General features: G+C 69.4%; 24 protein-coding genes and 1 pseudogene. 10 read left to right on the top strand and 15 right to left on the bottom strand.

What is annotated here, in order from left to right; genetic code table 11:
- Positions 1-579, bottom strand: coding sequence for a gamma-glutamylcyclotransferase (locus J3367_RS09355; RefSeq protein WP_081651870.1), 579 nt, complete (start codon positions 577-579; stop codon positions 1-3).
- Here J3367_RS09355 and J3367_RS09360 point away from each other — a divergent pair.
- On the top strand, positions 578-1,597 hold the full coding sequence (locus J3367_RS09360) for a DUF2125 domain-containing protein (protein WP_024349863.1): 1,020 nt from the start codon (positions 578-580) through the stop codon (positions 1,595-1,597). The genes J3367_RS09355 and J3367_RS09360 overlap by 2 nt on opposite strands.
- On the opposite strand, the gene J3367_RS09365 is transcribed toward J3367_RS09360, so the two are convergent.
- From J3367_RS09365 to pheA, 3 genes are all read right to left on the bottom strand, one after another.
- A complete protein-coding gene (locus J3367_RS09365; RefSeq protein WP_024349864.1) occupies positions 1,598-2,554 on the bottom strand; it encodes a prephenate/arogenate dehydrogenase family protein in 957 nt (318 codons plus the stop codon).
- Positions 2,551-3,648 (bottom strand): histidinol-phosphate transaminase, encoded by a 1,098-nt coding sequence (hisC, locus tag J3367_RS09370; RefSeq protein WP_029702876.1) that lies wholly within the window; start codon positions 3,646-3,648, stop codon positions 2,551-2,553. The genes J3367_RS09365 and hisC overlap by 4 nt, the downstream gene beginning before the upstream one ends.
- 164 nt (positions 3,649-3,812) lie before the next feature.
- A complete protein-coding gene (gene pheA / locus J3367_RS09375; protein WP_024349866.1) occupies positions 3,813-4,610 on the bottom strand; it encodes a chorismate mutase in 798 nt (265 codons plus the stop codon).
- Positions 4,611-4,866: 256 nt separating this feature from the next.
- Here pheA and metX point away from each other — a divergent pair, with 256 nt between their 5' ends.
- The 3 genes from metX to J3367_RS09390 are packed head-to-tail and all read left to right on the top strand — an operon-like array spanning position 4,867 to position 7,420.
- A complete protein-coding gene (gene metX, locus J3367_RS09380; protein WP_024349867.1) occupies positions 4,867-6,048 on the top strand; it encodes a homoserine O-acetyltransferase MetX in 1,182 nt (393 codons plus the stop codon).
- Positions 6,049-6,050: 2 nt separating this feature from the next.
- Positions 6,051-6,704 carry a methionine biosynthesis protein MetW gene (gene metW / locus J3367_RS09385; RefSeq protein ID WP_155898416.1) on the top strand — a complete coding sequence of 218 codons (654 nt, stop codon included), beginning with the start codon at positions 6,051-6,053 and terminating at the stop codon, positions 6,702-6,704.
- A 47-nt stretch (positions 6,705-6,751) separates the two neighbouring features.
- Positions 6,752-7,420, top strand: coding sequence for a YoaK family protein (locus J3367_RS09390; protein WP_024349869.1), 669 nt, complete (start codon positions 6,752-6,754; stop codon positions 7,418-7,420).
- A 65-nt stretch (positions 7,421-7,485) separates the two neighbouring features.
- On the opposite strand, the gene J3367_RS09395 is transcribed toward J3367_RS09390, so the two are convergent.
- A complete protein-coding gene (locus tag J3367_RS09395) occupies positions 7,486-8,535 on the bottom strand; it encodes an alpha/beta hydrolase family protein (protein ID WP_024349870.1) in 1,050 nt (349 codons plus the stop codon).
- A 134-nt stretch (positions 8,536-8,669) separates the two neighbouring features.
- On the opposite strand from J3367_RS09395, the gene J3367_RS09400 reads away from it, so the two are divergent.
- A complete protein-coding gene (locus J3367_RS09400; RefSeq protein WP_024349871.1) occupies positions 8,670-9,710 on the top strand; it encodes a helix-turn-helix domain-containing protein in 1,041 nt (346 codons plus the stop codon).
- A gap of 18 nt (positions 9,711-9,728) precedes the next feature.
- Here the strand turns inward: J3367_RS09400 and J3367_RS09405 are convergent, their stop codons facing one another.
- Positions 9,729-10,610, bottom strand: coding sequence for a class I SAM-dependent methyltransferase (locus J3367_RS09405; RefSeq protein ID WP_024349872.1), 882 nt, complete (start codon positions 10,608-10,610; stop codon positions 9,729-9,731).
- Between the two features lie 56 nt (positions 10,611-10,666).
- Here J3367_RS09405 and gloB point away from each other — a divergent pair, with 56 nt between their 5' ends.
- Both gloB and J3367_RS09415 read left to right on the top strand, forming a co-directional pair.
- Positions 10,667-11,437 carry a hydroxyacylglutathione hydrolase gene (gene gloB / locus J3367_RS09410; RefSeq protein ID WP_421460747.1) on the top strand — a complete coding sequence of 257 codons (771 nt, stop codon included), beginning with the start codon at positions 10,667-10,669 and terminating at the stop codon, positions 11,435-11,437.
- A complete protein-coding gene (locus tag J3367_RS09415; RefSeq protein ID WP_024349874.1) occupies positions 11,437-11,889 on the top strand; it encodes a cupin domain-containing protein in 453 nt (150 codons plus the stop codon). Before gloB ends, J3367_RS09415 begins: the two co-directional genes overlap by 1 nt.
- Here the strand turns inward: J3367_RS09415 and J3367_RS09420 are convergent.
- Both J3367_RS09420 and J3367_RS09425 read right to left on the bottom strand, forming a co-directional pair.
- Positions 11,886-12,770: a DMT family transporter gene (locus tag J3367_RS09420; RefSeq protein WP_024349875.1), complete on the bottom strand. Its 885-nt coding sequence runs from the start codon at positions 12,768-12,770 to the stop codon at positions 11,886-11,888. The genes J3367_RS09415 and J3367_RS09420 overlap by 4 nt on opposite strands.
- A 131-nt stretch (positions 12,771-12,901) precedes the next feature.
- Entirely contained in the window at positions 12,902-13,684 is a 783-nt protein-coding gene (locus J3367_RS09425) for a DUF3108 domain-containing protein (protein ID WP_024349876.1), read from the bottom strand.
- Positions 13,685-13,916: 232 nt separating this feature from the next.
- Between J3367_RS09425 and rpmB the strand changes: the two genes are divergently transcribed.
- The gene (gene rpmB, locus J3367_RS09430; protein WP_009210727.1) at positions 13,917-14,213 is read left to right on the top strand and encodes a 50S ribosomal protein L28; all 297 of its coding nucleotides are present in this window, start codon (positions 13,917-13,919) and stop codon (positions 14,211-14,213) included.
- A gap of 108 nt (positions 14,214-14,321) precedes the next feature.
- Complete coding sequence (locus tag J3367_RS09435) at positions 14,322-15,014, top strand: queuosine precursor transporter (protein WP_024349877.1); 693 nt, start codon at positions 14,322-14,324, stop codon at positions 15,012-15,014.
- Between the two features lie 6 nt (positions 15,015-15,020).
- Here the strand turns inward: J3367_RS09435 and J3367_RS09440 are convergent, their stop codons facing one another.
- From J3367_RS09440 to J3367_RS09455, 4 genes are all read right to left on the bottom strand, one after another.
- Entirely contained in the window at positions 15,021-16,043 is a 1,023-nt protein-coding gene (locus tag J3367_RS09440; protein WP_024349878.1) for an esterase-like activity of phytase family protein, read from the bottom strand.
- On the bottom strand, positions 16,043-17,953 hold the full coding sequence (cobT, locus tag J3367_RS09445) for a cobaltochelatase subunit CobT (RefSeq protein WP_421460752.1): 1,911 nt from the start codon (positions 17,951-17,953) through the stop codon (positions 16,043-16,045). Before cobT ends, J3367_RS09440 begins: the two co-directional genes overlap by 1 nt.
- Before the next feature lie 6 nt (positions 17,954-17,959).
- Entirely contained in the window at positions 17,960-18,946 is a 987-nt protein-coding gene (gene cobS / locus J3367_RS09450) for a cobaltochelatase subunit CobS (RefSeq protein ID WP_024349880.1), read from the bottom strand.
- A gap of 162 nt (positions 18,947-19,108) precedes the next feature.
- Positions 19,109-19,738: a J domain-containing protein gene (locus J3367_RS09455; RefSeq protein WP_009210722.1), complete on the bottom strand. Its 630-nt coding sequence runs from the start codon at positions 19,736-19,738 to the stop codon at positions 19,109-19,111.
- Between the two features lie 142 nt (positions 19,739-19,880).
- On the opposite strand from J3367_RS09455, the gene J3367_RS09460 reads away from it, so the two are divergent.
- A complete protein-coding gene (locus J3367_RS09460) occupies positions 19,881-20,183 on the top strand; it encodes a BolA family protein (protein WP_024349881.1) in 303 nt (100 codons plus the stop codon).
- Positions 20,184-20,560: 377 nt separating this feature from the next.
- On the opposite strand, the pseudogene J3367_RS09465 reads toward J3367_RS09460, so the two are convergent.
- From J3367_RS09465 to J3367_RS09475, 3 genes and pseudogenes are all read right to left on the bottom strand, one after another.
- Positions 20,561-21,817, bottom strand: a pseudogene (locus tag J3367_RS09465) (HlyC/CorC family transporter); the annotation flags it as partial.
- Complete coding sequence (aroB, locus tag J3367_RS09470) at positions 21,814-22,971, bottom strand: 3-dehydroquinate synthase (protein ID WP_421460755.1); 1,158 nt, start codon at positions 22,969-22,971, stop codon at positions 21,814-21,816. The pseudogene J3367_RS09465 and the gene aroB, both read right to left, overlap by 4 nt.
- On the bottom strand, positions 22,968-23,549 hold the full coding sequence (locus J3367_RS09475; protein WP_024349884.1) for a shikimate kinase: 582 nt from the start codon (positions 23,547-23,549) through the stop codon (positions 22,968-22,970). Before J3367_RS09475 ends, aroB begins: the two co-directional genes overlap by 4 nt.
- Between the last annotated feature and the right edge of the window lie 149 nt (positions 23,550-23,698).

A 23,698-nucleotide genomic window follows, 5' to 3' on the forward strand; every position in this document is an offset into this window, starting at 1 on the left:
CTAGCGATGGAGGTGCGCGACCACCTGTTCGAGCCAGGAATCCCGCAGCCCCATCTCGTGGATGTGGTCGAGGGCGCTCGTCACATAGTCGACATTGGCGCCGGACTGGCCGTGCGAGCGCTGCACCACCGTGGCGGCATGCTCCACCGTGACACGGCCGGCATACTGGCTGTGGCCGCGATCGACCACATAGGTCAGGGCGCGCACGCTGCGGCCGTCGGTGAGGCGGACCGGCAGGGTCATCTCGCGATAGACATGGGTGACCAGCTCGCGCTCGCGCAGATAGGCAATGGTGGGGTCCCGCTCGGCGGCCGGCACGCGGAACGCCATGCCGACGCAGGAGCCGCCGCGATCCAGGCCGAAGACCAGCCCCGGCTTTTCCGGCGTGCCGCGATGGACGTGGGAGCGCACGCACAGGGCCCGGTGATAGCCGCCGAGCCGCGCCTGCAGGCGTTCGGTGAAGTCGAAGCCCGGCCGCCAGATCAGCGAGCCGTAGCCAAATACCCACAAATCGTCCATTGCCCTCGAAATGCCCCGCCCGTCCGCGATATCGGTCGGGCCCTCAAAGGATAACGCCATGGCGACGTCAAGCGGCGGCCCCGGGAAAGCCGGTCGCGCCTATCTCTGGATCATCGCGATCGTCGTGCTTCTGGCGGCGGGCCTGTCGGGCGCCTGGTACTATCTGGCGAACCAGCTCGACACGCGCGTCGCCCGGGTGATCGAGGATGCGCGGGCGCGCGGCACCGCGATCGACTGCGCCAACCAGGCGGTCTTCGGCTATCCGTTCCGGCTCGGCCTGCGCTGCGACGCGGTGACGCTGGACGCGCCGCGCGACGGCGTGCGGGCGACCTCCGGCGCGTTGCGCACCGCCGCCCAGATCTACCAGCCCAACCGCGTCGTCGCCGAACTAGACGCGCCGCTGATCGTCGACACGGCGGACGCGCCGCCGCTGGAGCTGCGCTGGCAATTGGCGCAGGCGAGCGCGTCCTTCTGGACCGAGGGGCTGGACCGGGCGGCGCTGACCATCGAGGTGCCGGTGGTGGCGCTGACCCAGCCGGCTGCCGACCGCCTGCCGCTGGCCGAGGCCGCGCGGGTCGAGGCGCATCTGCGGCGCCGCGACGGCGATCTCGACGTCGCCCTGTCGAGCCGCGACACCCGCAGCCTGGCGCCGCAACTCTCAGAGGTGCCGCCGGGTACGGCGGGTCTCGACCTGACGATCCGCGGCGCGGCGGACTGGCTCGGCGGGCGGGCCGCCGGGGCGACGCTGGGCGAGCTCATGGCCGGCCGCGAGGGCGCGCTGCGGATGCTGTCGATCGATTTCGGCGACGCGGAAATGGCGCTGTCGGGCGAGTTCTCGGTGGGCGTCGACGGCCTGTTGAGCGGCGATTTCGAGCTCGCCGTGCAGGACCCCGCGCGCATCGCGGCGCTGGTCGCGGCGGCCGCGCCGGATCTGGCGTCGCCGGCCCAGACCATCGCCACGGCGCTGTCCTTTGCCGGGCGCAGCGAGAACGGCCGCAGCGTCATCGGCCTCAATGTGCGCAACGGCAATGTCGCCGCCGGCGTCGTGCCGCTCGGCCGGATCCCGCCGCTGCGGTGATCAGTCCTTCGGCGTCGGGGTGGGCGCTGCCGCCGGGGCCGGGGAATGGTCGCGGCCGAAATCGGGCTTGGCGGTGTCCTGTCCGGCCTCGATGACGCCGCGCCGGATCGCCCGGGTGCGGGTGAACAGGTCGAACAGCGTCTCGCCGTCGCCCCAGCGGATCGCCCGCTGCAGGGAGGCGAGGTCCTCGGAAAACCGCGCCAGCATCTCCAGCACCGCGTCGCGATTGGTCAGGAAGACATCGCGCCACATGGTCGGGTCGGAGGCGGCGATGCGGGTGAAGTCGCGAAAGCCCGAGGCCGAGAACTTCACCACTTCCGACTGGGTCACCGTCTCCAGATCGGCGGCGGTGCCGACGATATTGTAGGCGATGAGATGCGGCACGTGGCTGACGATCGCCAGCACCAGGTCGTGGTGCTCCGGCGTCATGATCTCGACGTCCGAGCCGCAGGCCTCCCAGAAGGCGCGCAGCCTGGCGACCGCGTCCGCGTCGGTGCCCTCGACCGGGGTGAGGATGCACCAGCGATTGTCGAACAATTCGAGGAAACCGGCATCCGGTCCCGACTGCTCGGTACCGGCGATGGGATGGGCCGGAACGAAATGCACATGGCTTGGCAGATGCGGCTGCATCTGCTGGACGATGGCGCCCTTCACCGAGCCGACATCGCTGACGATCGCGCCGGGCTTCAGCGCGCCGGCGATCTCCTTGGTGACCGCGCCGCAGGAGCCGACGGGCACGCACAGGATGACGAGATCGGCATCCCGGACCGCGTCCGAGGCGTCGAGATGGTAGCTGTCGCCCAGCCCCAGCTCCTCGGCCCGCGTGAGCGTCGCGGCGCGGCGGGTGGTGATCGCGACATGGCCGGCCAGCTTGCGGGCGCGGATATTGTGCGCCAGCGACGAGCCGATCAGGCCGATACCGATCAGCGCGACACGCTGAAACAGCGGCTCGCTCATGGCTGCCCCCGGCCGAGGAAATCGGCAAGGGCGGCGACGGCGCCGCGATTGGCCTCTTCGGTGCCGATGGTCATGCGCAGCGCATTCGGGAAGCCGTAACCGGCGACCCGGCGCAGGATGAAGCCCTTCGACGTCAGGAAGGCGTCGGCATCGGCGGCGGTGCGGCCGGCCTCGTCAGGGAAATGGACCAGGACGAAATTGCCGACGCTCGGCGTCACGGTGAGGCCGAGGCCTTCCAGCGCGCCGGTCGTCCATTCCAGCCAGCGGGCATTGTGGTCGACGGCGCTCTCGACGAAGGCGCGCTCGCGGATCGCCGCGGCGCCCGCGGCGATGGCGGCGGCGTTGAGGTTGAACGGTCCGCGCACCCGGTCCAGCGCATCGACGATCGCCTCGGGCCCGTACATCCAGCCGATCCGCAGACCCGCAAGGCCGTAGATCTTGGAGAAGGTGCGGGTCATCACGACGTTTTCGGACGACGAGACCAGCTCGATGCCGGCGCCGTAATCATTGCGCCGGACATATTCGGCATAGGCGGCGTCGAGGACGAGGATGACGTGGCCGGGCAGGCCGGCGTGCAGCCGCCGCACCTCGTCGAAGGGCAGATAGGTGCCGGTCGGATTGTTCGGATTGGCGAGGAAGACCAGCTTCGTCTTCTCGGTGACGGCGGCGAGGATCGCGTCGACATCGGCGGTGGCGTCGGTTTCCTTCACCGCGACCGGCGTCGCGCCGCGCGCCAGGATCTGGATGCGGTAGACCAGGAAGCCGTGCTCGGTGTGGATCGCCTCGTCGCCGGGCGACAGATAGCACTGGCACAGAAGCCCCAGCAGTTCGTCCGAACCATTGCCGCACAGGATATGGCGGCCGTCGAGACCGTGGACCTCGGCGATGGCGTCCTTGAGGGCGGAGGACTGGCCGTCGGGATAGACCTCGAGCTGCGCCAGCGCGGCCACGGCCGCCTCGCGCGCCGCCGGCGGCGGTCCGAGCGGCGTCTCGTTCGACGACAGCTTGTGCAGCGTCACGCCGGCCGGCGCCTTGCTCTTGCCGGGGACATAGGCCTCGATGTCGAGGACGCCCTTGGTCGGAACGGGTCTCATCGTCCGCACTCTTTCGCTGCGGCGTCGGCCCCTGGCGCCGGATCAGCTCCGGCGGGCCCGACGCGTCAATTCAACGACCCGGAGGACGCCCCGTCAGGAGGCGCCGCGATCCGGGGATCGGTCCGGCCGTCCCGGGCGGCCCGGGCGCGTGGGCGCGATGGTCGTCAGGATGGCAGCCGGAAAGGAGCCGCATAGCCCCCGACCGGCCGGATGTCGAGACCGTCGCCCATCGCCGCCTTCACCGCGTCCTCGCCGCCGGTCGTGGCGACCAGCGCGCTGAAGCGGTCGGCGCCGTAGGGCGCCTCGGCGATCACCGTCACCCCGTCGCCCGGCGTCGCCATGCCGGTCAGGCCGTCGACGCAGTAACAGGCGATTTCCGGCTGCACCGGATCGGCCAGCGGCGGCGCGACGACGAGGCAGGGCGTGCCGGCGGGACGGCCCGGCGCGTCGAAGAAGGGCAGCCGTGCGACGATCTGCGCCGAGCGGAAGCCCTGCCACCAGGGCCGGCCGGCCGCGCCGATCGGCACGATGCCGAGGCGGTCGCCGCCGTCCTCGATCGCCGCGATCACGTCCTGCCTGGAGCCACCGATGGTCATCGGCACCGAGAAGCCGAAATAGAAGCGCGCCGTCTCGACCGCCGCGACCAGGTCGCCCTCGTCGGCGACATGCACGGCGAACGGCGCCTGCAGGGCGGTGAAGGTGGAGATGATCTCGCGCCACAGATGCTCGATGGCGGTCAGCGGCAGATGGCCCTGGTGGCGGCCGGCCAGGCGGCGCATCATCTCGGCCTCGCGGCCGGGGCGGAAGGCCGCGCCGTTGCGGGCCGTGCCCTTCACCTCGATCAGCTCGTCGATGACGGTGGCACGCTGCATCAGAAGCCGGTGCACGGACTCGTCGATGGCGTCGATCTTGGCTCTCAGTTCGGCAAGCCGCGACGGGTCGGCCTTGGCGGGTCCGTTCATCTGTCTGGCACTCCCCTCCGGCGCCCCTCGCGCGCCATTCTCTACAGTCTGTCGGGCTTGTATCGGGCCGCTGCGCACTTGGCAAAGTCATCCCGCCACGGGCCGGCGACGGGCTAACGGGCACGGCCGCCGCGTCGCCGCGATTGCCGCGACGCCTCCCAGTGCGTATCTGTGGCAGCGAACGACGCGCCGGCACCACGAGACGTGCCGGACAGCCCGCCCTTTCGCGCCAGCGATCAAGCAGCCGGTAAGACCCATGAGCGCCGAACCTTCCCGCGAACAGCTCGACTATTCCCTCGGCAGCCGCGAGGCCAACGAACCCTCGAGCCCGGTCGCCCGCTTCGGCCCCGACGAGCCGCTGCATCTGGACGCCGGCCGCGACCTGTCGCCCTTCCAGATCGCCTACAACACTTACGGCACGCTGAACGCCGACAAGTCGAACGCCATCCTCGTCTGCCACGCTTTGACCGGCGACCATTATCCGGCCAGCCGCTCGCCGGTGACCGGCAAGCCCGGCTGGTGGTCCTCGATCATCGGCGAGGGCAAGCCGATCGACACGTCGAAATACTTCGTCATCTGCTCCAACGTGATCGGCGGCTGCATGGGCTCGACCGGCCCGGCCTCGATCGACCCGGCGACGGGCAAGCCCTACGGCCTCGGCCTGCCGGTGATCACCATCCGCGACATGGTGCGGGCGCAGGCGATGCTGGTGACGCGGCTGGGCATCGACACGCTGTTCGCCGTGATCGGCGGCTCGATGGGCGGCATGCAGGTGCTGCAATGGACGGTGAGCTATCCCGAGCGGGTCTTCGCCGCGCTGCCGATCGCCACCGGCGCGCGCCATTCCTCGCAGAACATCGCCTTCCACGAGGTCGGCCGGCAGGCGGTGATGGCCGATCCGGACTGGCAGGGCGGACGCTATTTCGAGTTCGGCAAGCGGCCGCACAAGGGGCTCGCCGTGGCGCGCATGACCGCCCATGTCACCTATCTGTCGGAGATGGCCCTGCAGCGGAAATTCGGCCGCAACTTGCAGGACCGCGACCAGCTCGGCTTCGGCTTCGACGCCGACTTCCAGATCGAGAGCTATCTGCGCCACCAGGGCATGACCTTCGTCGACCGCTTCGACGCCAATTCCTATCTCTACATGACCCGCGCCATGGATTATTTCGACATCGCCGGGGACTATGAGGGCCGGCTGGCCAACGCCTTCCGGGGGTCGAAGACAAGGTTCTGCATGGTCTCCTTCTCGTCCGACTGGCTGTTTCCGACCGAGGAGAACCGCGCCGTGGTGCATGCCCTGAACGCCGCCGCCGCCTCGGTCTCCTTCGTCGAGATCGACACCGACCGCGGCCACGACGCGTTCCTTCTGGACGAGCCGGAATTCTTCGCGGCCATCGACGGCTTCGTGTCGTCGGCCGCAACGGCGCGGGGACTTTGACCATGGCGCTTGCCGACGCACCCCTGCCGACCAGCGAGAGCGTGTCGAAGGACGCTGCGACGCGCGTCGATCTGGAGATCATCGCCGACCTCGTCACGCCGGGCAGCCGAGTGCTCGACATCGGTTGCGGCGACGGCGCGCTGCTGGCGCTTCTGGAGCAGCGCCGGCAGGTCGACGGCCGCGGCATGGAGTTGAGCCAGCCGGGCGTCAACGAATGCGTCGCGCGCGGCCTGTCGGTGATCCAGGGCGACGCCGACCGCGATCTCGTCCACTATCCGGACGACGCCTTCGACTATGTCATCCTGTCCCAGACCATCCAGGCGACGCGCAATCCCAAGCTGGTCCTGTCGGAGCTTCTGCGCATCGGCAACCGGGCGATCGTCTCCTTCCCGAATTTCGGCCACTGGTCGATCCGCTACTGGGTGGCGCTGCGCGGCCGCATGCCGGTGACCCGCAATCTGCACCAGGCCTGGTACGACACCTCCAACATCCATTTCTGCACCATCCGCGACTTCGTCGCCCTGGCCGAGGAGGTCGGCGCGACGGTGGAGACCGCCATGGCGCTGAACTCTACCGGCCAGCGCATCGGCATGAAGCTGCCCTGGGCGTTCTGGAACCTGTTCGGCCAGCAGGCGGTGTTCGTCCTGAAGCGCTAGGGTGAGGATGGGGGCCGGTCGATGGTGAGGCGGGGACAGGCAGGCGCATGACCCGTTACGATTCGCGCCGCTGGTTCCTGGCCGCCTGCCTTGCGGCGCTCGCCGGCTATGTCGACGCGATCGGCTTTCTGAAGCTCGGCGGCCTGTTCGTCTCCTTCATGAGCGGCAATTCGACCCGGCTGGCGGTGGGGCTCGCCGAGCTCTCCGGCATCGCCGGGCTGGCCCTGGCGATCGTCGCGGCCTTTGTCGGCGGCGTGGTCGCCGGGTCGCTGACGGCGCATGTGGCGGGGACGGCCCGCAAGGCCGCCGTGCTGATCCAGGTGGCGGTGCTCCTGGCGGTGGCGGCCGGCCTCGACGCGACGGTCGGGCGGCCTTACGCCTCGCTGACGCTGGCGGCGGCGATGGGCACGGTGAACTGCGTCTTCCAGCGCAATGGCGAGGTCAGCATCGGCGTCAGCTACATGACCGGTACGCTCGTGAAGCTGGGCCAGCACATCGCCAATGCCTGCCTTGGCGGCAAACGCTTCGGCTGGGTGCCGTATCTCCTGCTCTGGACCGGCCTTCTGGCGGGCGCCACGCTGGGCGCCCTGGCGCATGGCGCCTTCGAGGCGGTCAGCCTCGCTCCCGCCGTCGCCGTCGCCGCACTCCTCGCCTGGCTTGCCCATCGCATGGGGCCGGCGGAGCCGCTGCGCGACATGATCCGGCCGGCCGGCTGAGAGGCATCGCCGCGACGTCCGGAACCGGGGCGCCGTCCGGTTCCGGTGTCCTCGGGAAGACTGTCTCAGTTCGTGATGGCCGGCGGTGCGTCGGCGTCGAGACCGAGGAAGGCCGCGATGAAGGCGGCGATCTCGGCATGGGCGCCGGCCCGGTCGGTGCCGGCGGGTTCGTCGCAGATCGGGTCCTCGCCCTCGGCGATGAGCAGGGCCGGCGCCTCCGGCTTGCATTCGGCGAGGAAGGTGAAGTGGTTGCCCGGTGCGACCGCCGCATAGCTGGCGTCGGGCAGGCGGGCGACGAGGTCGCTGCCCGCGGCGCTGACGTCGATGGCGGGCCAGCGGGTCTCGTCGCCGAGATTGACCAGCAGCACCGGCAGGGTCATCGCGGCGATGCTGTCCGGCGTGATCGCGTAGCTCATGCCCGGATCGACGGCGACCGCAGCGGCGATCCGCGCGTCGCGCATGTCGCGCTCCCAGTCGTCGGGCAGGGCGGCGAGATCCACCCCGCCCTGGGCGAAGAACACGCAATCGGCCGCGCGGTCGCCGAGCCGGGCGCAATAGTCGCGATAGGCCCGGCGATCGAGCCGCGCGCCGGCCAGGTTCAGCGCCGTCGCGCCGCCGAGGGAAAAGCCCAGCGAAGCGATCCGGCCAGCGTCGACATGCGGTGCGAAGGCGGGATCGGCAAGAATGGCGTCGAGCGCGGCCGTCAAATCGGCGGCGCGTTCGCTGAGCCGGATCGACCGGCGCGGCGAGGAATCGCCGGTGGTGCTGCCGGGATGGTTGACCGCCAGCACCATGGCGCCGCGGGCGGCGAGCTGCGCCGACAGCCAGGACAGATTGTCCATGTTGCCGCCTGACCCGTGCGACAGGAGGACGAGGGGGAAGCGGCCCTTGGCAATGGCGGCGCCGACATAGGCTTCGGTGCCCTCGAATACCGCGTTCTCGCCGACGATGCCGCGATAGGTCGGGGTGCCGAGCGGGTACCAGAGCGAGGCGGCGAGCGGCGCCGGGCGATGCGGCGCCGCGACGGTCAGCCGGTCGTAGCCGGCCAGCGGTTCGGCGATGGCGGAACCGGTGAGGCCGGCAAGGAGGGCGGCGGCGATGAGCGATCGGGACATGGGGTGATCCTTTCGGGTTGGACTGACCCGTTCTGCATGGACGGCGCGCCCCCCGATCGGCGTCCGAAAACCGGTTTCAGGTCGAGCCGAACCGGTTTTTGGTCTAGGTCGCGGTGAACGGAGGTCGTTTCGCCATGCTCGTTCTGCCGATCCCGCTGATCGTCTCCCTGATCCTGGGCTTCCTGCTGCTGCACGCCGCCCTGAAGAAGGACCGGCCGTGGCTATTCCTGCTGCTTTTGGCCGCCTGCGCGCTGCAGGGAGTGGTGATCTCGCTGGCGCAATATTACGGGCTGACGGGTCTGCGCCTCGTCCAGCCGGTGACCGCGACGATCATCCCGCCGCTGGCCTTCGCCACCTTCCAGGCGACGGCGGTGCGGCGCTTCGATCCGGGGCGCGCGCTGCCGCATCTGGCGGGACCGGTCTTCACCGCTTTCTGCGTCGCCTTCGCGCCCGTCCTCCTCGATCTGGTCGTGCCGGGGCTCTTCTCGGCCTATGGCGTCGCGATCCTCGTTGCGGTGCGGGCCGGCGCCGACAGCCTGCCGCTAACCCGGCTGGAGACCGCCGACCGGCCGGGCCGCGTGTGGAGCGTCATCGCGCTGGCGCTGATCCTGTCCGCCGTCAGCGACGGGCTGATCGGGGTGCTGCAGCTGTCGGGCGCCGGATGGACGCAGCCGCTGATCATCAGCCTGTTCTCCTCGCTTTCGCTCGGCCTCGTCGGCGCCCTGTGCCTGTCGCAGAGCCTGGCAGGTGGCGATGCGGCGGCAGCGGCGGAGGAGAAGACGGCGGCCGAGCCGACATCGGAGGATGTCCGGCAGGATGCCGAGATCATGGCGCGGCTCGACGCGCTGGTCGCCGAGGGGGCGCTCTATCTCGACGCCGATCTCACCCTCGAGCGGCTGTCGCGGCGGCTGCTGGTGCCGGCCAAGCGGCTGTCGACGGCGATCAACCGGACCACCGGCGAGAACGTCTCGCGCTACGTCAACGGCTTCCGCATCCGCCATGCCTGCGCGCGCCTGACGGCCGGCGAGAGCGTGACCGCGGCCATGCTGGACAGCGGCTTCAACACCAAGTCGAACTTCAACCGCGAGTTCCTGCGGGTGACCGGGATGGCACCGGGGGCGTGGCAGGCGGCCAACGCGCCGGATGCGCCACGGCGCGTGACGGCGCCGGCCTGAGAGCGCGCGGCGTGGCGGCTAGCGGAACAGCCGGGCGCCCGCGCCGGCGCCGGCCGGCACCAGCACCGGCTTGATCGCCCGGCGGCGTTCTCTCGCCATCGAGGTCACCGGCACGCCGCGATAGAGCTGCTTGGTCGCCTCGATGATCACCGCGCCGGCAAAGACCGGCCACAGGTCGCGGCCGACCCGCTCCAGCGGCGTGGCGAAGCTCAGCATGGACCGCCGCTGGAAGGGCGGGAAGAGCAGCGCCTGCGACCAGGCGGTGGGCGTGAACATGGTGGCGCGCAGAAGGCGGGTCAGCTGGCCGCGCGACCACGGCCGGCCCGAGCCGAAGGGCGTATGCTCGAAGCGCGCCCAGATGCCGCGGCGGTGGGGGGCGACGATGACGATGCGCCCACCCGGCGCCAGCACCCGCCAGGCCTCGGCCAGCATCGCCTCCGGGCTCTCGGCGAATTCCAGCGCATGGACGATGAGGACCCGGTCGACCGAGGCGTCGCCCAGCGGCAGATCCTCGATGCCGATCAGCGCGGTCAGCGACGCAGCACCGGCCGGCCAGACCTGCGCCCCCTGGGCCCCCGGCATGAAGGCCAGCGCCCGCTCGGCGTCGGCGGCGAAGCGGTCGATATAGGGCACCGCATAGCCGAGGCCGACCAGCCGCTCCTGCGAGATCGGCCGCCACAAGGGCGTCAGCGCCAGCGAGACGGCCCGCGCGGCCGCCGCGCCCAGGGGCGAGGCGTAGAAGTCGCGCAGGTCGACGATGTCGGCATTGGTCGTCAGTGTGTGCTCTCCGGTTCGGCGTCCGTCCCGCCAGCGATCCTTACATAGAACGATTGCAAGCTGGCTCGAAACTCCCGTCGCGCAATCGGCGGGCGCGAGCGACCGCCGGATGGCGGCTGACATCGCGCCATGCTGCCCTAACTCGCAGGACAGCATCAATCAGAGGGGGACGAGTGCTTATGGCTTCGATCGAGATCCGCCAGTTCGGCTGCCGGAGCGACAATTTCGGCGTGCTGGTGCACGACGGGGGCACCGGCACCACGATCGCCATCGACGCGCCTGAGGAACAGCCGATCCTCGACGCGCTGGAGGCGGCCGGCTGGACGCTGACCCACATCCTGACGACCCACCATCACGGCGACCATGTCGAGGCGAATCAGGCCTTGAAGGCGCGCTTCCAGGTCGAGATCATCGGCCCGGCCAAGGAGCGCGACCGCATTCCCGGCATCGACCGAACGGCGTCCGGCGGCGACACGCTCGATGTCGGCGGCATCCGCGTCGAGGCGATCGACACGCCGGGCCACACGCTGGGCGAGGTCTCCTACTACATGCCCGACGCCAAGGCGCTGTTTGCCGCCGATGCGCTGTTCTCGCTCGGCTGCGGTCGCCTGTTCGAGGGCGATGCCGCGATGATGTGGGACTCGCTGCAGCGGCTGCGCGCCCTGCCGGACGACACGATGCTCTATTGCGGCCACGAATACACCGCCACCAACGCCCGCTGCGCCATCGACATCGATCCGCAGAACCTGGCGCTGCAGGAGCGGGTGAAGGAGGTCGAGCATCTGCGGGTCGAGGGCAAGCCGACCCTGCCGGTGTCGCTCGGACGCGAGAAGAAGACCAATCCGTTCCTGCGGGCCGACGATCCGGAGCTGAAGGCGGCCATGGGCATGGAAGACGCACAACCGGCGGAGGTCTTCGCGGCCATCCGCAAGAAGCGGGATGGTTACTGATGAGCCTGAAAGCGCTGCACCTCGTCCGCACGCTCGACCTGAAGCCGCATCCCGAGGGCGGCTGGTATCGCGAGACCTTTCGCGACGAGGCGACCGGGGAGGGCGGCCGGGCCGCCTCCACGGCGATCTACTATCTCCTGGAAGCCGGCGAGACCTCGGAATGGCACCGTGTGACCGATGCGGCCGAGGTCTGGCACTGGTATGGCGGCGCGCCGCTGGTGATCACCATCTCGCAGAACGGCCACGACGCCTCGGCGCACCGGCTGGGCCCCGATGTCGAGGCCGGCGAGCGGCCGCAATTCGTCGTGCCTGCCGGCTGCTGGCAGACCGCGACGAGCCTTGGCGAATACACCCTCGTCGGCTGCACCGTGGCGCCCGGCTTCGACTTCGCGTCCTTCGAGATGGCGCCGGAGAACTGGCGGCCGACGCCGCGCAAGGCCTCCGGGAACTAGCGCGCCACCGCTTCGCCGCGCCGTAGCAGCCGCCGGAACAGCGGCAGCGCGGCGAGGCAGGCCCCCAGCGTGATGAGGATCGCCGAGATGACGATGGTGCCCGACAGCGCCGCCTCGCCCGCCGCGATCAGCACCAGCGTCGACAGGAGCGGCGCGGCATAGCTCGCCGCGCCGATGACCTGGATGTCGCCGTGCTTGACCCCGTAGTCCCAGACATAGAAGGCGCCGCCGACCGGCAGCAGGCCGAGCAGCAGCACCGCGATCCACTCGCCACCCGTCTGCGGCCAGACCGTGGTCTCGAAGGCGAGATGGGCGAGGAGCGACAGCACCGCCGTCACCGCGCAGAAGCCGGTGACCACGTCGCTGGGCACGTCGCCGAAGCGCCGCGACAGCAGCGAGTAGCTCGACCATGTGAGGGCGCAGAGCCCGGCGAGGCCGTAGCCGAGCGCATAGTCGGGGGAGAAGGCCAGCGCCCCGCCTCCGGTGACGATCAGCGCTGCGCCGGCAAGGCCGCAGAGGGCGCCGAGGATGTGGAACCAGCGCAGGCGCTCGCCGGGCAGGGCGGCCGATCCGAGCACGATCAGCAGCGGCCAGAGATAGGCGATCAGGCCGGCCTGGGCCGCCGGGGCGTTGCGCAGGGCGGCGAAGTACAGGGCGTGGTAGCCGAACAGCCCGCCGACGCCGAGGAGCCACACGGCCGGCCGCTGGCGGAAGACCGCGAGGCCGCCGCCGCGCAGCTTGAGGGCGACGACGCCGATGATGGCGGCGATGGGGAAGGTCATGGCGGCCAGCTGGAACGGTGGGACCGCGCCGCTGCGCGCCGTCAGAAGCGCCAGGACAGCCCACATCAGGACCGCCGCAAAACCCAGTATCGTGCCCATGTCCACTCCTGCTGCCGCGGCGATCTATGCTCGCCCCGTGTGCGGCGGGTCAATGGCACGGGGGCGGATCTCGCCGGCGGTGCGGCTGTCGGCGGAACGGCGAGGCGCGGCGGGGCCGCGCCCGGCCCGTATCAATCGACGGAGACCGACAGGGCCGACAGGGTCAGCGGGCCGACGGTGGTGGGGATATGGGCATAGACCGGGACGTAGACGTCCTCGCGGGCGATCGGCGCGAACCAGAGTTCCAGCGTCTGGCCTTTCAGGAACTTCAGCCCCTTGGAGGATTTGTCATAGCCGCTGACCGGGTCGATCCGCAGCTTGCAGACCGCGGCATTGCCCGAAAAGCCGGGCATGTCGAAGCGCCGGGTGCCGGCCGGCGACAGCTTCAGGTCGAGGCGCGACCAGCCGTCATAGAGCGGCAGGGTCCGGCGGCACACCGAGGCGGCGTCGCCGGTCTTGATCATCAGCCCGCTCAGGGGATCGACCACCGAGCGCAGCTGGGCGCGCTGCACCGGCACGTAATCGGGCTTGGCCTTGGCGCGCTTCGGGCCGACCTTCGCCGAGGTCACGCGGCCGCCGCTGAAGGCGACGTCGCTCGACCAGCGCTTGGCGTCGCTGGTATAGTCGAGGCCGTAGCTTTCGGCCGCAAAGCCGCGGCTGGTGACCTTGCCGGCGACCCGGCTGGTGCCGCGGGTGTTGGAGACGAGGCTGCCGAGCCCGGCCGAGGACAGGGTGCCCTTCACCGAGAATCGGCTGCCGTCGATGGTGGTGTCGAAGCTCGCCTTGCCGACCGGCAGGCCGATGATCGAGACGCCGTAGCGCGTCGTAACCGTCTGCTCGGCCCGGACCGGAGCGAGGCCGGCGGCGAGCGTTGCCGCGACGGCGACAAGGGCGAGAATCGGTCTGGACATCATGGGGCGAAGGCCTCTCGCGGCGAAGGGGAACGGGCAGCTTTCGGGCAGACGGGACAAACGGTGCGAATTTGTGGCGATCGGACGGGCAGGTCGCCGCGTCGCGCGGCTTGACGCATCGTCCGGCCCGGACTATAGACCCGTTCGAATTTCCGGTCATACCCGATGTCGATGATCGCGCCTGTTGCGGTGGCGCGTCTCGGTCGGGCGTTACGTTAATCTGAAAGGTGATCCGATGTCACGCGCCTGCGAACTCACTGGCAAGGCTGTCCAGTCCGGCAACAATGTCAGCCACGCGAACAACAGGACGCGTCGCAAGTTTCTGCCGAATCTGTGCCAGGTCACGCTGATCTCCGACGCGATGGGCCAGCGCTATCGTCTGCGCATCTCGGCGCATGCGCTGCGTTCGGTCGAGCACCGCGGCGGTCTCGACGCGTTCCTGGCCAAGGCCGACGCGGCCGAGCTGTCGCAGCGCGCCCGTCTGCTGAAGCGCCAGATCGCCAAGAAGATCGCCGAGACGGCAGCCGCCTGATCAGGCCGTGCTGACGGGGGCGCGCCAGCGCCCCTGATATCCGACATATCCGGGCCGGTCGCCTTCGGGCGTCCGGCACAAACTGGTTCCATCACCCAGGTTAAAAAAATGCAGCTCCTGCGCATCTATCTGCTTCCCGTCATCGCCATGACGGCGATCGTGCTCGCGTCGAACGTCGCGGTGCAGTTCCCGGTCTTCGCCCAGATCGGCTCGCTGCAGCTGGCCGACATCCTGACCTACGGCGCCTTCACCTACGCCTTCGCGTTTCTCGTCACCGACCTGACCAACCGTCGCTATGGCCCGGCCATCGCCCGGCGCGTGGTCTATATCGGCTTTGCCGCCGCGGTCGCCTGCTCGATCGTCGTGCCGCCGGTGCTCTACGATCTCGGCTTCCTGGAATATGCGACGGCCGCCGAGCGGCTGCTGCGAATCGCCATCGCCTCGGGCGGGGCGTTCCTGGCCGCGCAGCTCCTCGACATCGCGGTGTTCAACCGCCTGCGCCAGGAAAGCTGGTGGCGGGCGCCGGCGGCGTCGTCGCTGTCGGGGTCGGTGGTCGACACGATCACCTTCTTCACCGTCGCCTTCGCGCCGTTCTTCCTGTTCCTCGGCCCCAATGACGGCTTCGCGCTGGAAAGCGCGCCGCTGCTCGGCCTGATGGCCGTGGAGGCACCGCGCTGGGTATCCTGGGCGATCGGCGATTTCACGGTGAAGCTGTTCATCGCGGTGTTCGCGCTGGTGCCCTACCGGATCATCATGCAGCATTTCATGCCGGTCCGGCCGGTGGCGGCCGCCGGCATCTGACACCCCTCAGTGGGTGCGCGCCTCGTCCTCGGCGAGGCGGAATTCCAGCACCATGTTGCGCTGGAAATACGAGCCGTTGTCGTCCGACATGAGCGTCAGCCGGGTCGCGCCGGTGTCGTCGGTCCAGGCGTCGATCGCTTCCATGTTGTCGATCTCCTGGCCGAGATCGAAGGACGCGATCACCGGGCCGTCGACGAGGGCGCCGGGACGGATGCCGTTTGACGCGACCCGCCGGATCCGGATGCCCAGCCCGCCGACCCAGCCATTGTAGCGCCGCTCCAGGAGCAGGAGGTCGCCGCCGGCGAGGAACGTGCCGTCCGAGACCTCCCAGTCGGTATCCTTGCGCACCGTGAAGAGACCCGATCGCGGACCGTCGAGGATTGCGGCGAAGAGATTGCCGGCGCGGTCGATGGAATGCTCGCTCACCGTCACCAGCGCACCGGCCAGCGGCCCCGAGGCCGGTGCGGCCGCCAGCATCTCCAGCCCCTTGTTGCCGCGCAATTCGCGCCGCGGGATCGGCAAAGCGAGCGGCGAAGGCCGGCTTGCCGCCATGCTGGGGGCGGCAGCGAAGGCGGCGATGCGGTGATCGCTCTCGAAGGACACGACGACCCTGTCGCCGTCGATCGCCAGCCCTTCGGCGTCGGCATCGCCCTTGCGGCGATGGGCCTGGCCGTCGGGGGCGAGGATCGGGTCGAGCGTCGCCTCGGCGATGCCCACCGGCCGGCCGTCGGCGTCACGCGCGATGCGCCCGCCCAGCCAGTAGCCGGTGTCGGAGACCGCGAGGAAGCGGCTGCCGCCGTCGCGGAACCGGAAGGCGGACAGGCCCATCAGCCGGCTGTCATCGGACCAGAAGGAAAAGCCGCCGACGAAGTCGAGCGCGCCGAAGCGGACGCGGTCGGAGTTCTTGTCGAACCGCGCGACGGGCTTGGCAGCGATGTCGAGGCCGCTGCCCGCGGCGACGGGCGCGGTGGTGGCCAGGAGGAGGGCGCAGAGCGCCGTGGCACTGATGCGCCGGCTGCGCCCGCCCATCAGCGTCCGGCGCCGCCTGCACGGCGCCGCTGTCCGCGCCGGCCGCCGGCCTTCTCGTCCTCGAAGAGATCGGCGAGCTGCTCGGTCATGGCGCCGGCCAGTTCCTCGGCATCGACGATGGTCACGGCGCGCCGGTAGTAGCGGGTGACGTCGTGGCCGATGCCGATCGCCAGGAGCTCGACCGGCGAGCGGGTCTCGATCTGCTCGATGACCGCCCGCAGATGCCGTTCGAGATAGTTGCCGGGATTCACCGACAGGGTCGAATCATCCACCGGCGCGCCGTCCGAGATCATCATCAGGATGCGGCGCTGCTCGGGCCGGGCGAGAAGCCGGTTGTGGGCCCAGATCAGCGCCTCGCCGTCGATGTTTTCCTTCAGCAGCCCCTCGCGCATCATCAGGCCGAGATTGCGCCGCGAGCGGCGCCACGGCGAATCGGCGGATTTGTAGATGATGTGGCGCAGATCGTTGAGGCGGCCGGGCTTCTGCGGCTTGCCGGCCTTCAGCCAGGCCTCGCGCGCCTGCCCGCCCTTCCAGGCGCGGGTGGTGAAGCCGAGCACCTCGACCTTGACGCCGCAGCGCTCCAGCGTGCGCGCCAGGATGTCGGCGCAGGTGGCCGCGACGGTGATCGGACGGCCGCGCATGGAGCCGGAATTGTCGATCACCAGCGTCACGATCGTGTCGCGGAAGTCGGTGTCGCGCTCCATCTTGAAGGACAGCAGCTGCATCGGGTCGATGACCATCCGGCTGAGCCGGGCGGGATCGAGATAGCCTTCCTCCAGGTCGAAGTCCCAGGAGCGGTTCTGCTGGGCCATCAGGCGGCGCTGCAGCCGGTTGGCCAGCCGGCCGACGACGCCCTGCAGGGTCGAGAGCTGCTTGTCGAGAAAGGCCCGCAGCCGATCGAGCTCGGCCTCGTCGCACAATTCCTCGGCGCCGATGGTCTCGTCGAAGGCCTGGGTGAAGACCTTGTAGTCGCTGTCGAGATTGAAGCCGTGCTGCGACTGGTTGGGGCGCCGCGACTCGCCCGGCGTCTCGGTGTCCTGGCTGTCCTCGTCGGAGGGATCGTCGGCGGTCGCCTCGGAGGATTCGGCCTCGGCCGCCTCCTGGTTCTCGCCTTCGCTCTCGTTCTCCTGGGCCTCGGCCTCGTCGGTGCCGCTCTCCTTCTCGGAGCCGCCCTCGTCGGAATCGCGGGTCTGGTTGTCGCCCTGCTCTTCCTCGCTGTCGGTGTCGTCGCTCTCGTCCTCGTCGCCGAGGCTCTCGGCCATCTCCAGCGAGACCAGCATGTCGCGCATCGCCCGCGCAAAGGCCTGCTGGTCGCCGACAGTCTCGCTGAGCCGGTCGAACTTCGCGCCGGCCTTCTCGTCGATGAAGTCGCGCCACACGTCGACCAGCGCCTCGGCGCTGGGCGGGATCGGGCGGCCGGTCAGCTTCTCGCGCACCATCAGCGCCACCGCGTCCTCGATCGGCGCCTCGGCGCGGTCGGTGACGTCGGCGAGGTTGGAGCGGAAATACTTGTCCTCGAGCATCGTCGCGAGATTGTCGCCGACGCCGCGCATGGCATTGGCGCCGATCGCCTCGCAGCGGGCCTGCTCGACGGCGTCGTAGACGGCGCGGGCGCTGCGGCCGTCGGGCGACAGGCTGGAATGCAGCCGCGAATCGTGGCGCGCCTTGCGCAGCGCCATGGCGTCGGACAGGCCGCGGGTGACGCCGAGATCGGTCTTGGAGACGCGCTTGGGCAGGTCCGGCAGGCGGGCGCGCTGGCCGCTGAGACCCGGACGCTCGGAGGCGTAGGTGACCTCGAGCTCGGCATCGCCGGCGATCGCCCGCAGGCAGCCGGCGACGGCGCGCCGGAACGGCTCGCTATCGGCCGGCTTGCGGTCCACAGGACGCGTGTTGTCGCCGATCTTGGCCATGGCCGCCTAGTCCAGAACGAGGTTGGCGGCGCTCTCCGGCAGTTCCTCGCCAAAGGCGCGCTGGTAGAACTCGGCGACGAGCGGGCGCTCCAGATCGTCGCACTTGTTCAGGAAGGTGAGCCGGAAGGCAAAGCCCAGATCGCCGAAGATCTCGGCATTCTCGGCCCAGGTGATCACCGTGCGCGGGCTCATCACCGTCGAGAGGTCGCCATTGACGAAGGCCGAGCGGGTGAGGTCGGCGACGCGGACCATCTGGGAGACGGTCTCGCGGCCTTCCTTGGTGGCGTAGGTCTTGGCCTTGGACACGACGATCCCGACCTCGTGGTCGTGGGGCAGATAGTTCAACGTCGTGACGATGGACCAGCGGTCCATCTGCGCCTGGTTGATCTGCTGGGTGCCGTGATAGAGGCCGGTCGTGTCGCCGAGGCCGACGGTGTTGGCCGTGGCGAACAGGCGGAAGGCCGGATGCGGGCGGATGACGCGGCTCTGGTCGAGCAGGGTCAGCCGGCCGGAGGATTCCAGCACCCGCTGGATGACGAACATCACGTCGGGGCGACCGGCGTCGTATTCGTCGAACACCAGTGCGACGTTGTTCTGGTAGGCCCAGGGCAGGATGCCGTCCTTGAACTCGGTGACCTGCATGCCGTCGCGCACGACGATGGCATCCTTGCCGACGAGATCGATGCGGCTGACATGGCTGTCGAGATTGACGCGCACGCAGGGCCAGTTGAGGCGGGCCGCGACCTGCTCGATATGGGTCGACTTGCCGGTGCCGTGATAGCCCGAGACCATGACGCGCCGGTTCTTGGCGAAGCCGGCGAGGATCGCCAGCGTCGTCGGCTTGTCGAACAGATAGTCCGGGTCGATCTCTGGGACGTGCGGGTCGGACGCGGAAAAGGCCGGGACCGTCAGGTCGCTGTCGAACCCGAAGGTGTCACGCACCGAGACCGTGGTATCGGGCAGGGGGGCCACGTGATGTTCCGCTGCACTCATACTACCTCCAACGGTCCGGCGGCTCTCCGGCGAGCCTCGGGGACCAAGTCATCACTGTCGGTTTGCGGGCGAGAGGGCGGGGCCCCGACGGGCTCCGCGATCATCGCCGCATGGCGTTTGCGCACGCTGGTTTTCGGGGTGGCCGGCGCGTTCCCCTCGCGCTTAGCAAAAACCTGACTGTTTCAAAAGTTTGTAGGCCTGGATCACTTCGCGCAGCTTGTCCTCGGTGCCGCGGTCGCCGCCATTGGCATCGGGATGCAGCTGCTTGACGAGTTGTTTGTAGCGCGTGCGGATCGCTTCGCCACTCGCCTCGTCGGTGAGGTCCAGCGTCTCGAACGCCTTGTGCTCCAGCGAGCGGACCTTGGGGCGCCGCGGCTGCGGGCGCCCGCCACCCTCCTCCGGGAACAGGTCGAAGGGGTCGCGCATGCGGCTGTTCCAGCGCTTGGCCCGCGCGGCGCTGGCCGCCTTGGCGCCGTTGCCGGCGGCCGTGCCATTATGCCCCATGGTCCATGTCGGCCGGTGGCCGGTCATGGAATCCTTGAGGTGCTGCTGGATGTCCTTGTCGTTCAGACCGGAGAAATAATTGTAGGACTTGTTGTACTGGCGCACGTGATCGACGCAGAAATGCAGGTACTGCCCTTCGTGATCACGGCCCATCGGCGCCTTGTAGGAGCCCGGCTCGTTACAGCCTTCCCACGCGCAGACTTCGGCCCGGCGTGGCTCCGCCTTGCCCTTGGTCTTGCGCTTCCCCTTGACGCGGATCGCATCGAAATATTCGGAGTCGAGTTTCATCGCGTCCAATAATGGTGCCCGGGACCGGTGCGGACAAGAATTGACATCCCGGAAAAAGCCCGAAAATGCAGAGGGTCCGCCTGCTTCGCGCAAGCTTCGCTTGGCGCGGTGCGGCGACCGCTACTACAGGAGAGTGACTGCCATGAACACCAGGGCGACAATCGAGACCAAGCTGGCCGAGGCGTTTGCGCCGGAGCATCTGGAGATCATCGACGAGAGCCATCTGCATGCCGGTCACCACCACGCCGACAGCGACCATCACGCGACATTCGACGGATCGGGCGAGACGCATTTCCGGGTGCGACTCGTGAGCGCGGCCTTTGCCGGCCAAAGCCGGGTGGCGCGCCACCGCGCGATCAACCGGGTGCTGCAGGACGAGCTGGACGCCGGCGTCCATGCCCTCGCCATCGAGGTTTCGGCGCCGGGCGAGGCGCGTCGCCGCTGAGCGCGGGCCGGCAAAGCGGCGAGCGCGGCGCCTGACAGGAGACCCGACGCCCGGTGCGCCCGCCTGATACCGGCAGGCTGTGCCGCTCAGTCGCGGCGCGTCGCCTCGGGATCGGAGACCGTATCGGCGGCGTCGGACGAGGCGGGCATGTCGTCGGTGTTCGTCAGGTCGGCGTCGACCGGGCGCGGTCCGGGCGACCATTCGTCCCGATCCGCCGTTTCGGTGACGACCTCGCCAGTCTCGAAATCCGTCGCGTCCGGCTCGATCGTCTCGATGCCGTAATCGTAATCGTCGATCTCCGGCTCCAGCACGGGCGCGACCTCGCCGCTCGCCAGGGCATGATGGCCACCCTTCTTGGGCGGAACCAGGATGGTGGCCGGCCGGATGCGCAGCTTGGCGATGCGGTTCTTCTCGCGCTTCAGGACAGTGAAGCGCTTGTGGAAGAAGGTGAAGGCCTGCCGCTCTTCCGGAATCGTCTGGGTCTCGTGGATGACCAGCCCGGCGATCGTCACCGCCTCCTCGTCCGGCAGGTTCCAGTCCAGCGCCCGGTTGAGATCGCGGATCGGCACCTGGCCGTCGACGATGACCGAGCCATCCGCCTCGATCTTGACGCCCTGCATGTCGACATCGTGCTCGTCGGCGATGTTGCCGACGATCTCCTCGAGAATGTCCTCCAGGGTGATCAGGCCTTCGACCTCGCCATATTCGTCGACGACGATGGCGAAATGGGTCTTGCGGCGCAGGAAGGCGTTGAGCTGGTCCTGCAGCGTCGTCGTCTCGGGCACGAACCAGGGCTGGGCGCAGATCTTGAGGATGTCGACCTTGGCCGGGTCGTTGTCGACCTCGTGCAGCGCCCGCAGGATGTCCTTGGCATGCACCACGCCGACGATGTTGTCGTAATGGGTCCGCCAGACCGGCATGCGGGTATAGGGGCTTTCCAGGATCTGCCGCACCACCTCGATCGGCCCGTCATCGACATTGACCTGCCGCATGGCGGTGCGGTGGACCATGACGTCGGAGACCTCCAGCTCGTGCAGGTCGAGCAGGCCGCCGAGCCGGTTGCGGTCAGCATTGACCAGCGAACCCTCGCGGTGGAGCACCTCGACGGCGCCGCGCAGTTCCTCGTGGGCGGTCAGGAGCGAGGCGCCGGATTCGAGACTCACCCCGAACAGCGCCAGGATGCGGCGGACGATCCAGTTGACCACCCGGGTCAGCGGCCCGAGCAGCGCCACCACCCAGCTCACCGGCCGCGAGACGGCCAGCGAGAAGCCGTCGGGCCGGGCGATCGCCGCGGATTTCGGCAGCACTTCGCCGAAGATCACCACGATGACGGTCATGCCGATCGTCGCGTAGACGACGCCGGCCTGGCCGAACAGGCCGAGAAAGGCCGTGGTCGCCAGCGACGAGGCGAGGATGTTGACGAGGTTGTTGCCGATGAGAAGGGCGCCGATCAGCCGGTCCTTCTTCTCGATCAGCGTCTGGACGAGCGTGGCGCGGGCGTCGCCATTCTTCTCGTAGCTCATCAGCCGGGCCCGCGAGACCGCGGTCAGCGCCGTCTCCGAGCCCGAGAAGAAGGCGGAGATGGAGACGAGGACCAGGACGATGCCGAGGAGAATCCAGAGGGTCACGCTCATCGGGTCAACTCTTCAGTCAGGAAGGCCTCGACGGCGGCCGGGTCGACGTCGCTGGCGATGAAGGCCTGGCCGATGCCGCGGGTGAGGATGAAGGTGAGGCTGCCGCGCCGGACCTTCTTGTCCTGACCGATGCCGGCCATCAGCGTCGCCACGTCGAGCGGCGCACCGGGAATCTCGGCAATGCGTGTGGGCAGGCCGACGGCGGCGAAATGCGCCGCGCAGCGCTCGGCATCGGCGGGCGGGCAGAGGCCGAGCCTGGCCGAGAAGCGATGCGCCAGGACAGTGCCGATGGCGACGCCCTCGCCATGGACGAGGCGCTTTGCGTCGTAGCCGACCGCCGCTTCCAGCGCGTGGCCGAAGGTGTGGCCGAGATTGAGCAGCGCGCGGCTGCCTTCCTCGCGCTCGTCGGCGGCGACGACGGCGGCCTTGGCGATGCAGCTCTGGCGCACCGATTCGACCCGCTCCGGCCCGCCGGTGAAGATCGCCTCGCGGTTGGCGTCGAGCCAGTCGAAGAAGTCCGGCCGGTCGATCAGCGCCATCTTGGCGATTTCCGCGTAGCCGGCGGCGAACTCGCGCGGGCTCAGCGTGTCGAGGAGGGCGGTGTCGGAGAGGACGAGGGCCGGTTGGTGGAAGGCGCCGATCAGGTTCTTGCCGCGCGGCGAATTGATGCCGGTCTTGCCGCCGACGGAGGAATCCACCTGCGCCAGCAGCGTCGTCGGCATCTGCACGAAGCCCATGCCGCGGCGCACGATGGCGCTGGCGAAGCCGGCGAGGTCGCCGATCACGCCGCCGCCGAGCGCGATGACCACGTCGCCGCGCTCGAGGCGGGCGCCGATGATCTGGTCGACGACGTCGGTGAGCTGCGCGAAGGACTTGGTCGTCTCGCCGGGCGGCACGACGATCTGCACGTGGTCGATGCCGGCGGCCCTGAGCGCAATGGACAGCCGCTCGTAATGCAGGCCGGCGACCGTCGCGTCAGTGAGGACGGCGGCGCGCACGCCGGGCAGGCGCCGGGCGATCTCCTCGCCGGCGACGTCGATCAGGCCGGGGCCGATGACGATGTCATAGCCGCGGTCGCCGAGCTCGACCCTAACATGGCTGCGGGGCGCGGCCGGCGCGTCGGTGGTGGCAGGGGCGGCGGGAACACTGCTCATCGGTCGGTCTCCGTGGCGAGGTGGCGGTCCAGCGCCTCGATGATTTCCTGGGCGATCACGTCCCGCTTCACGTTGCGCGTCGGGATGGTGATGTCGGCTTCGGCATAGATGGGATAGCGGGTCTCGATCAGGCCGCGCATCACGGCGCGCGGATCGTCCTGCTTGAGCAGCGGGCGGTTGGCCCGGCGCCGGACGCGATCCATCAGCGTGTCGAGATCGGCCTTCAGCCAGACGGTGATCGCCGACTGCTGGAGAAGGCTGCGGGTCTCCTCGTGCATGTAGGCGCCGCCGCCGGTGGCCACGACCTGCGGGCCCTCGCCGATGAGGCGGCCGACGACGCGGGCCTCCAGCGCCCGGAACTCGGGCTCGCCATAGGCCTCGAACAGCTCAGGGATCGACATGCGCGAGACCAGCTCGATCTCGTGGTCGGTGTCGTGGAAGGGCAGGTCGAGAAGCGCCGCGACCCGGCGTCCGACCGTGGTCTTGCCGGCGCCCATCAGGCCGACGAGGGTGACGGAACGCGTGCCCAGGCGGTCCTGGATGGTGTCGGTTCCGCCCGATGGCAATTCGCTTCTCATTGCGCCTTTCGCAGCCGTCCCACCCTTGCCGTATGCAAACATGAGGAAATCTTAAAGTTCGCCGTTTACCCCGTCAGGGGCTGCCCGTCTCGCTTGCGTTGCGTCCCGTTCGCGTTAGAAGCGGGCGATTGCAAGGGACGCCCACACCA

Source organism: Aurantimonas sp. NFXS3, assembly GCF_049132005.1.
GTDB classification, from domain to species: Bacteria; Pseudomonadota; Alphaproteobacteria; order Rhizobiales; family Rhizobiaceae; genus Aurantimonas; species Aurantimonas coralicida.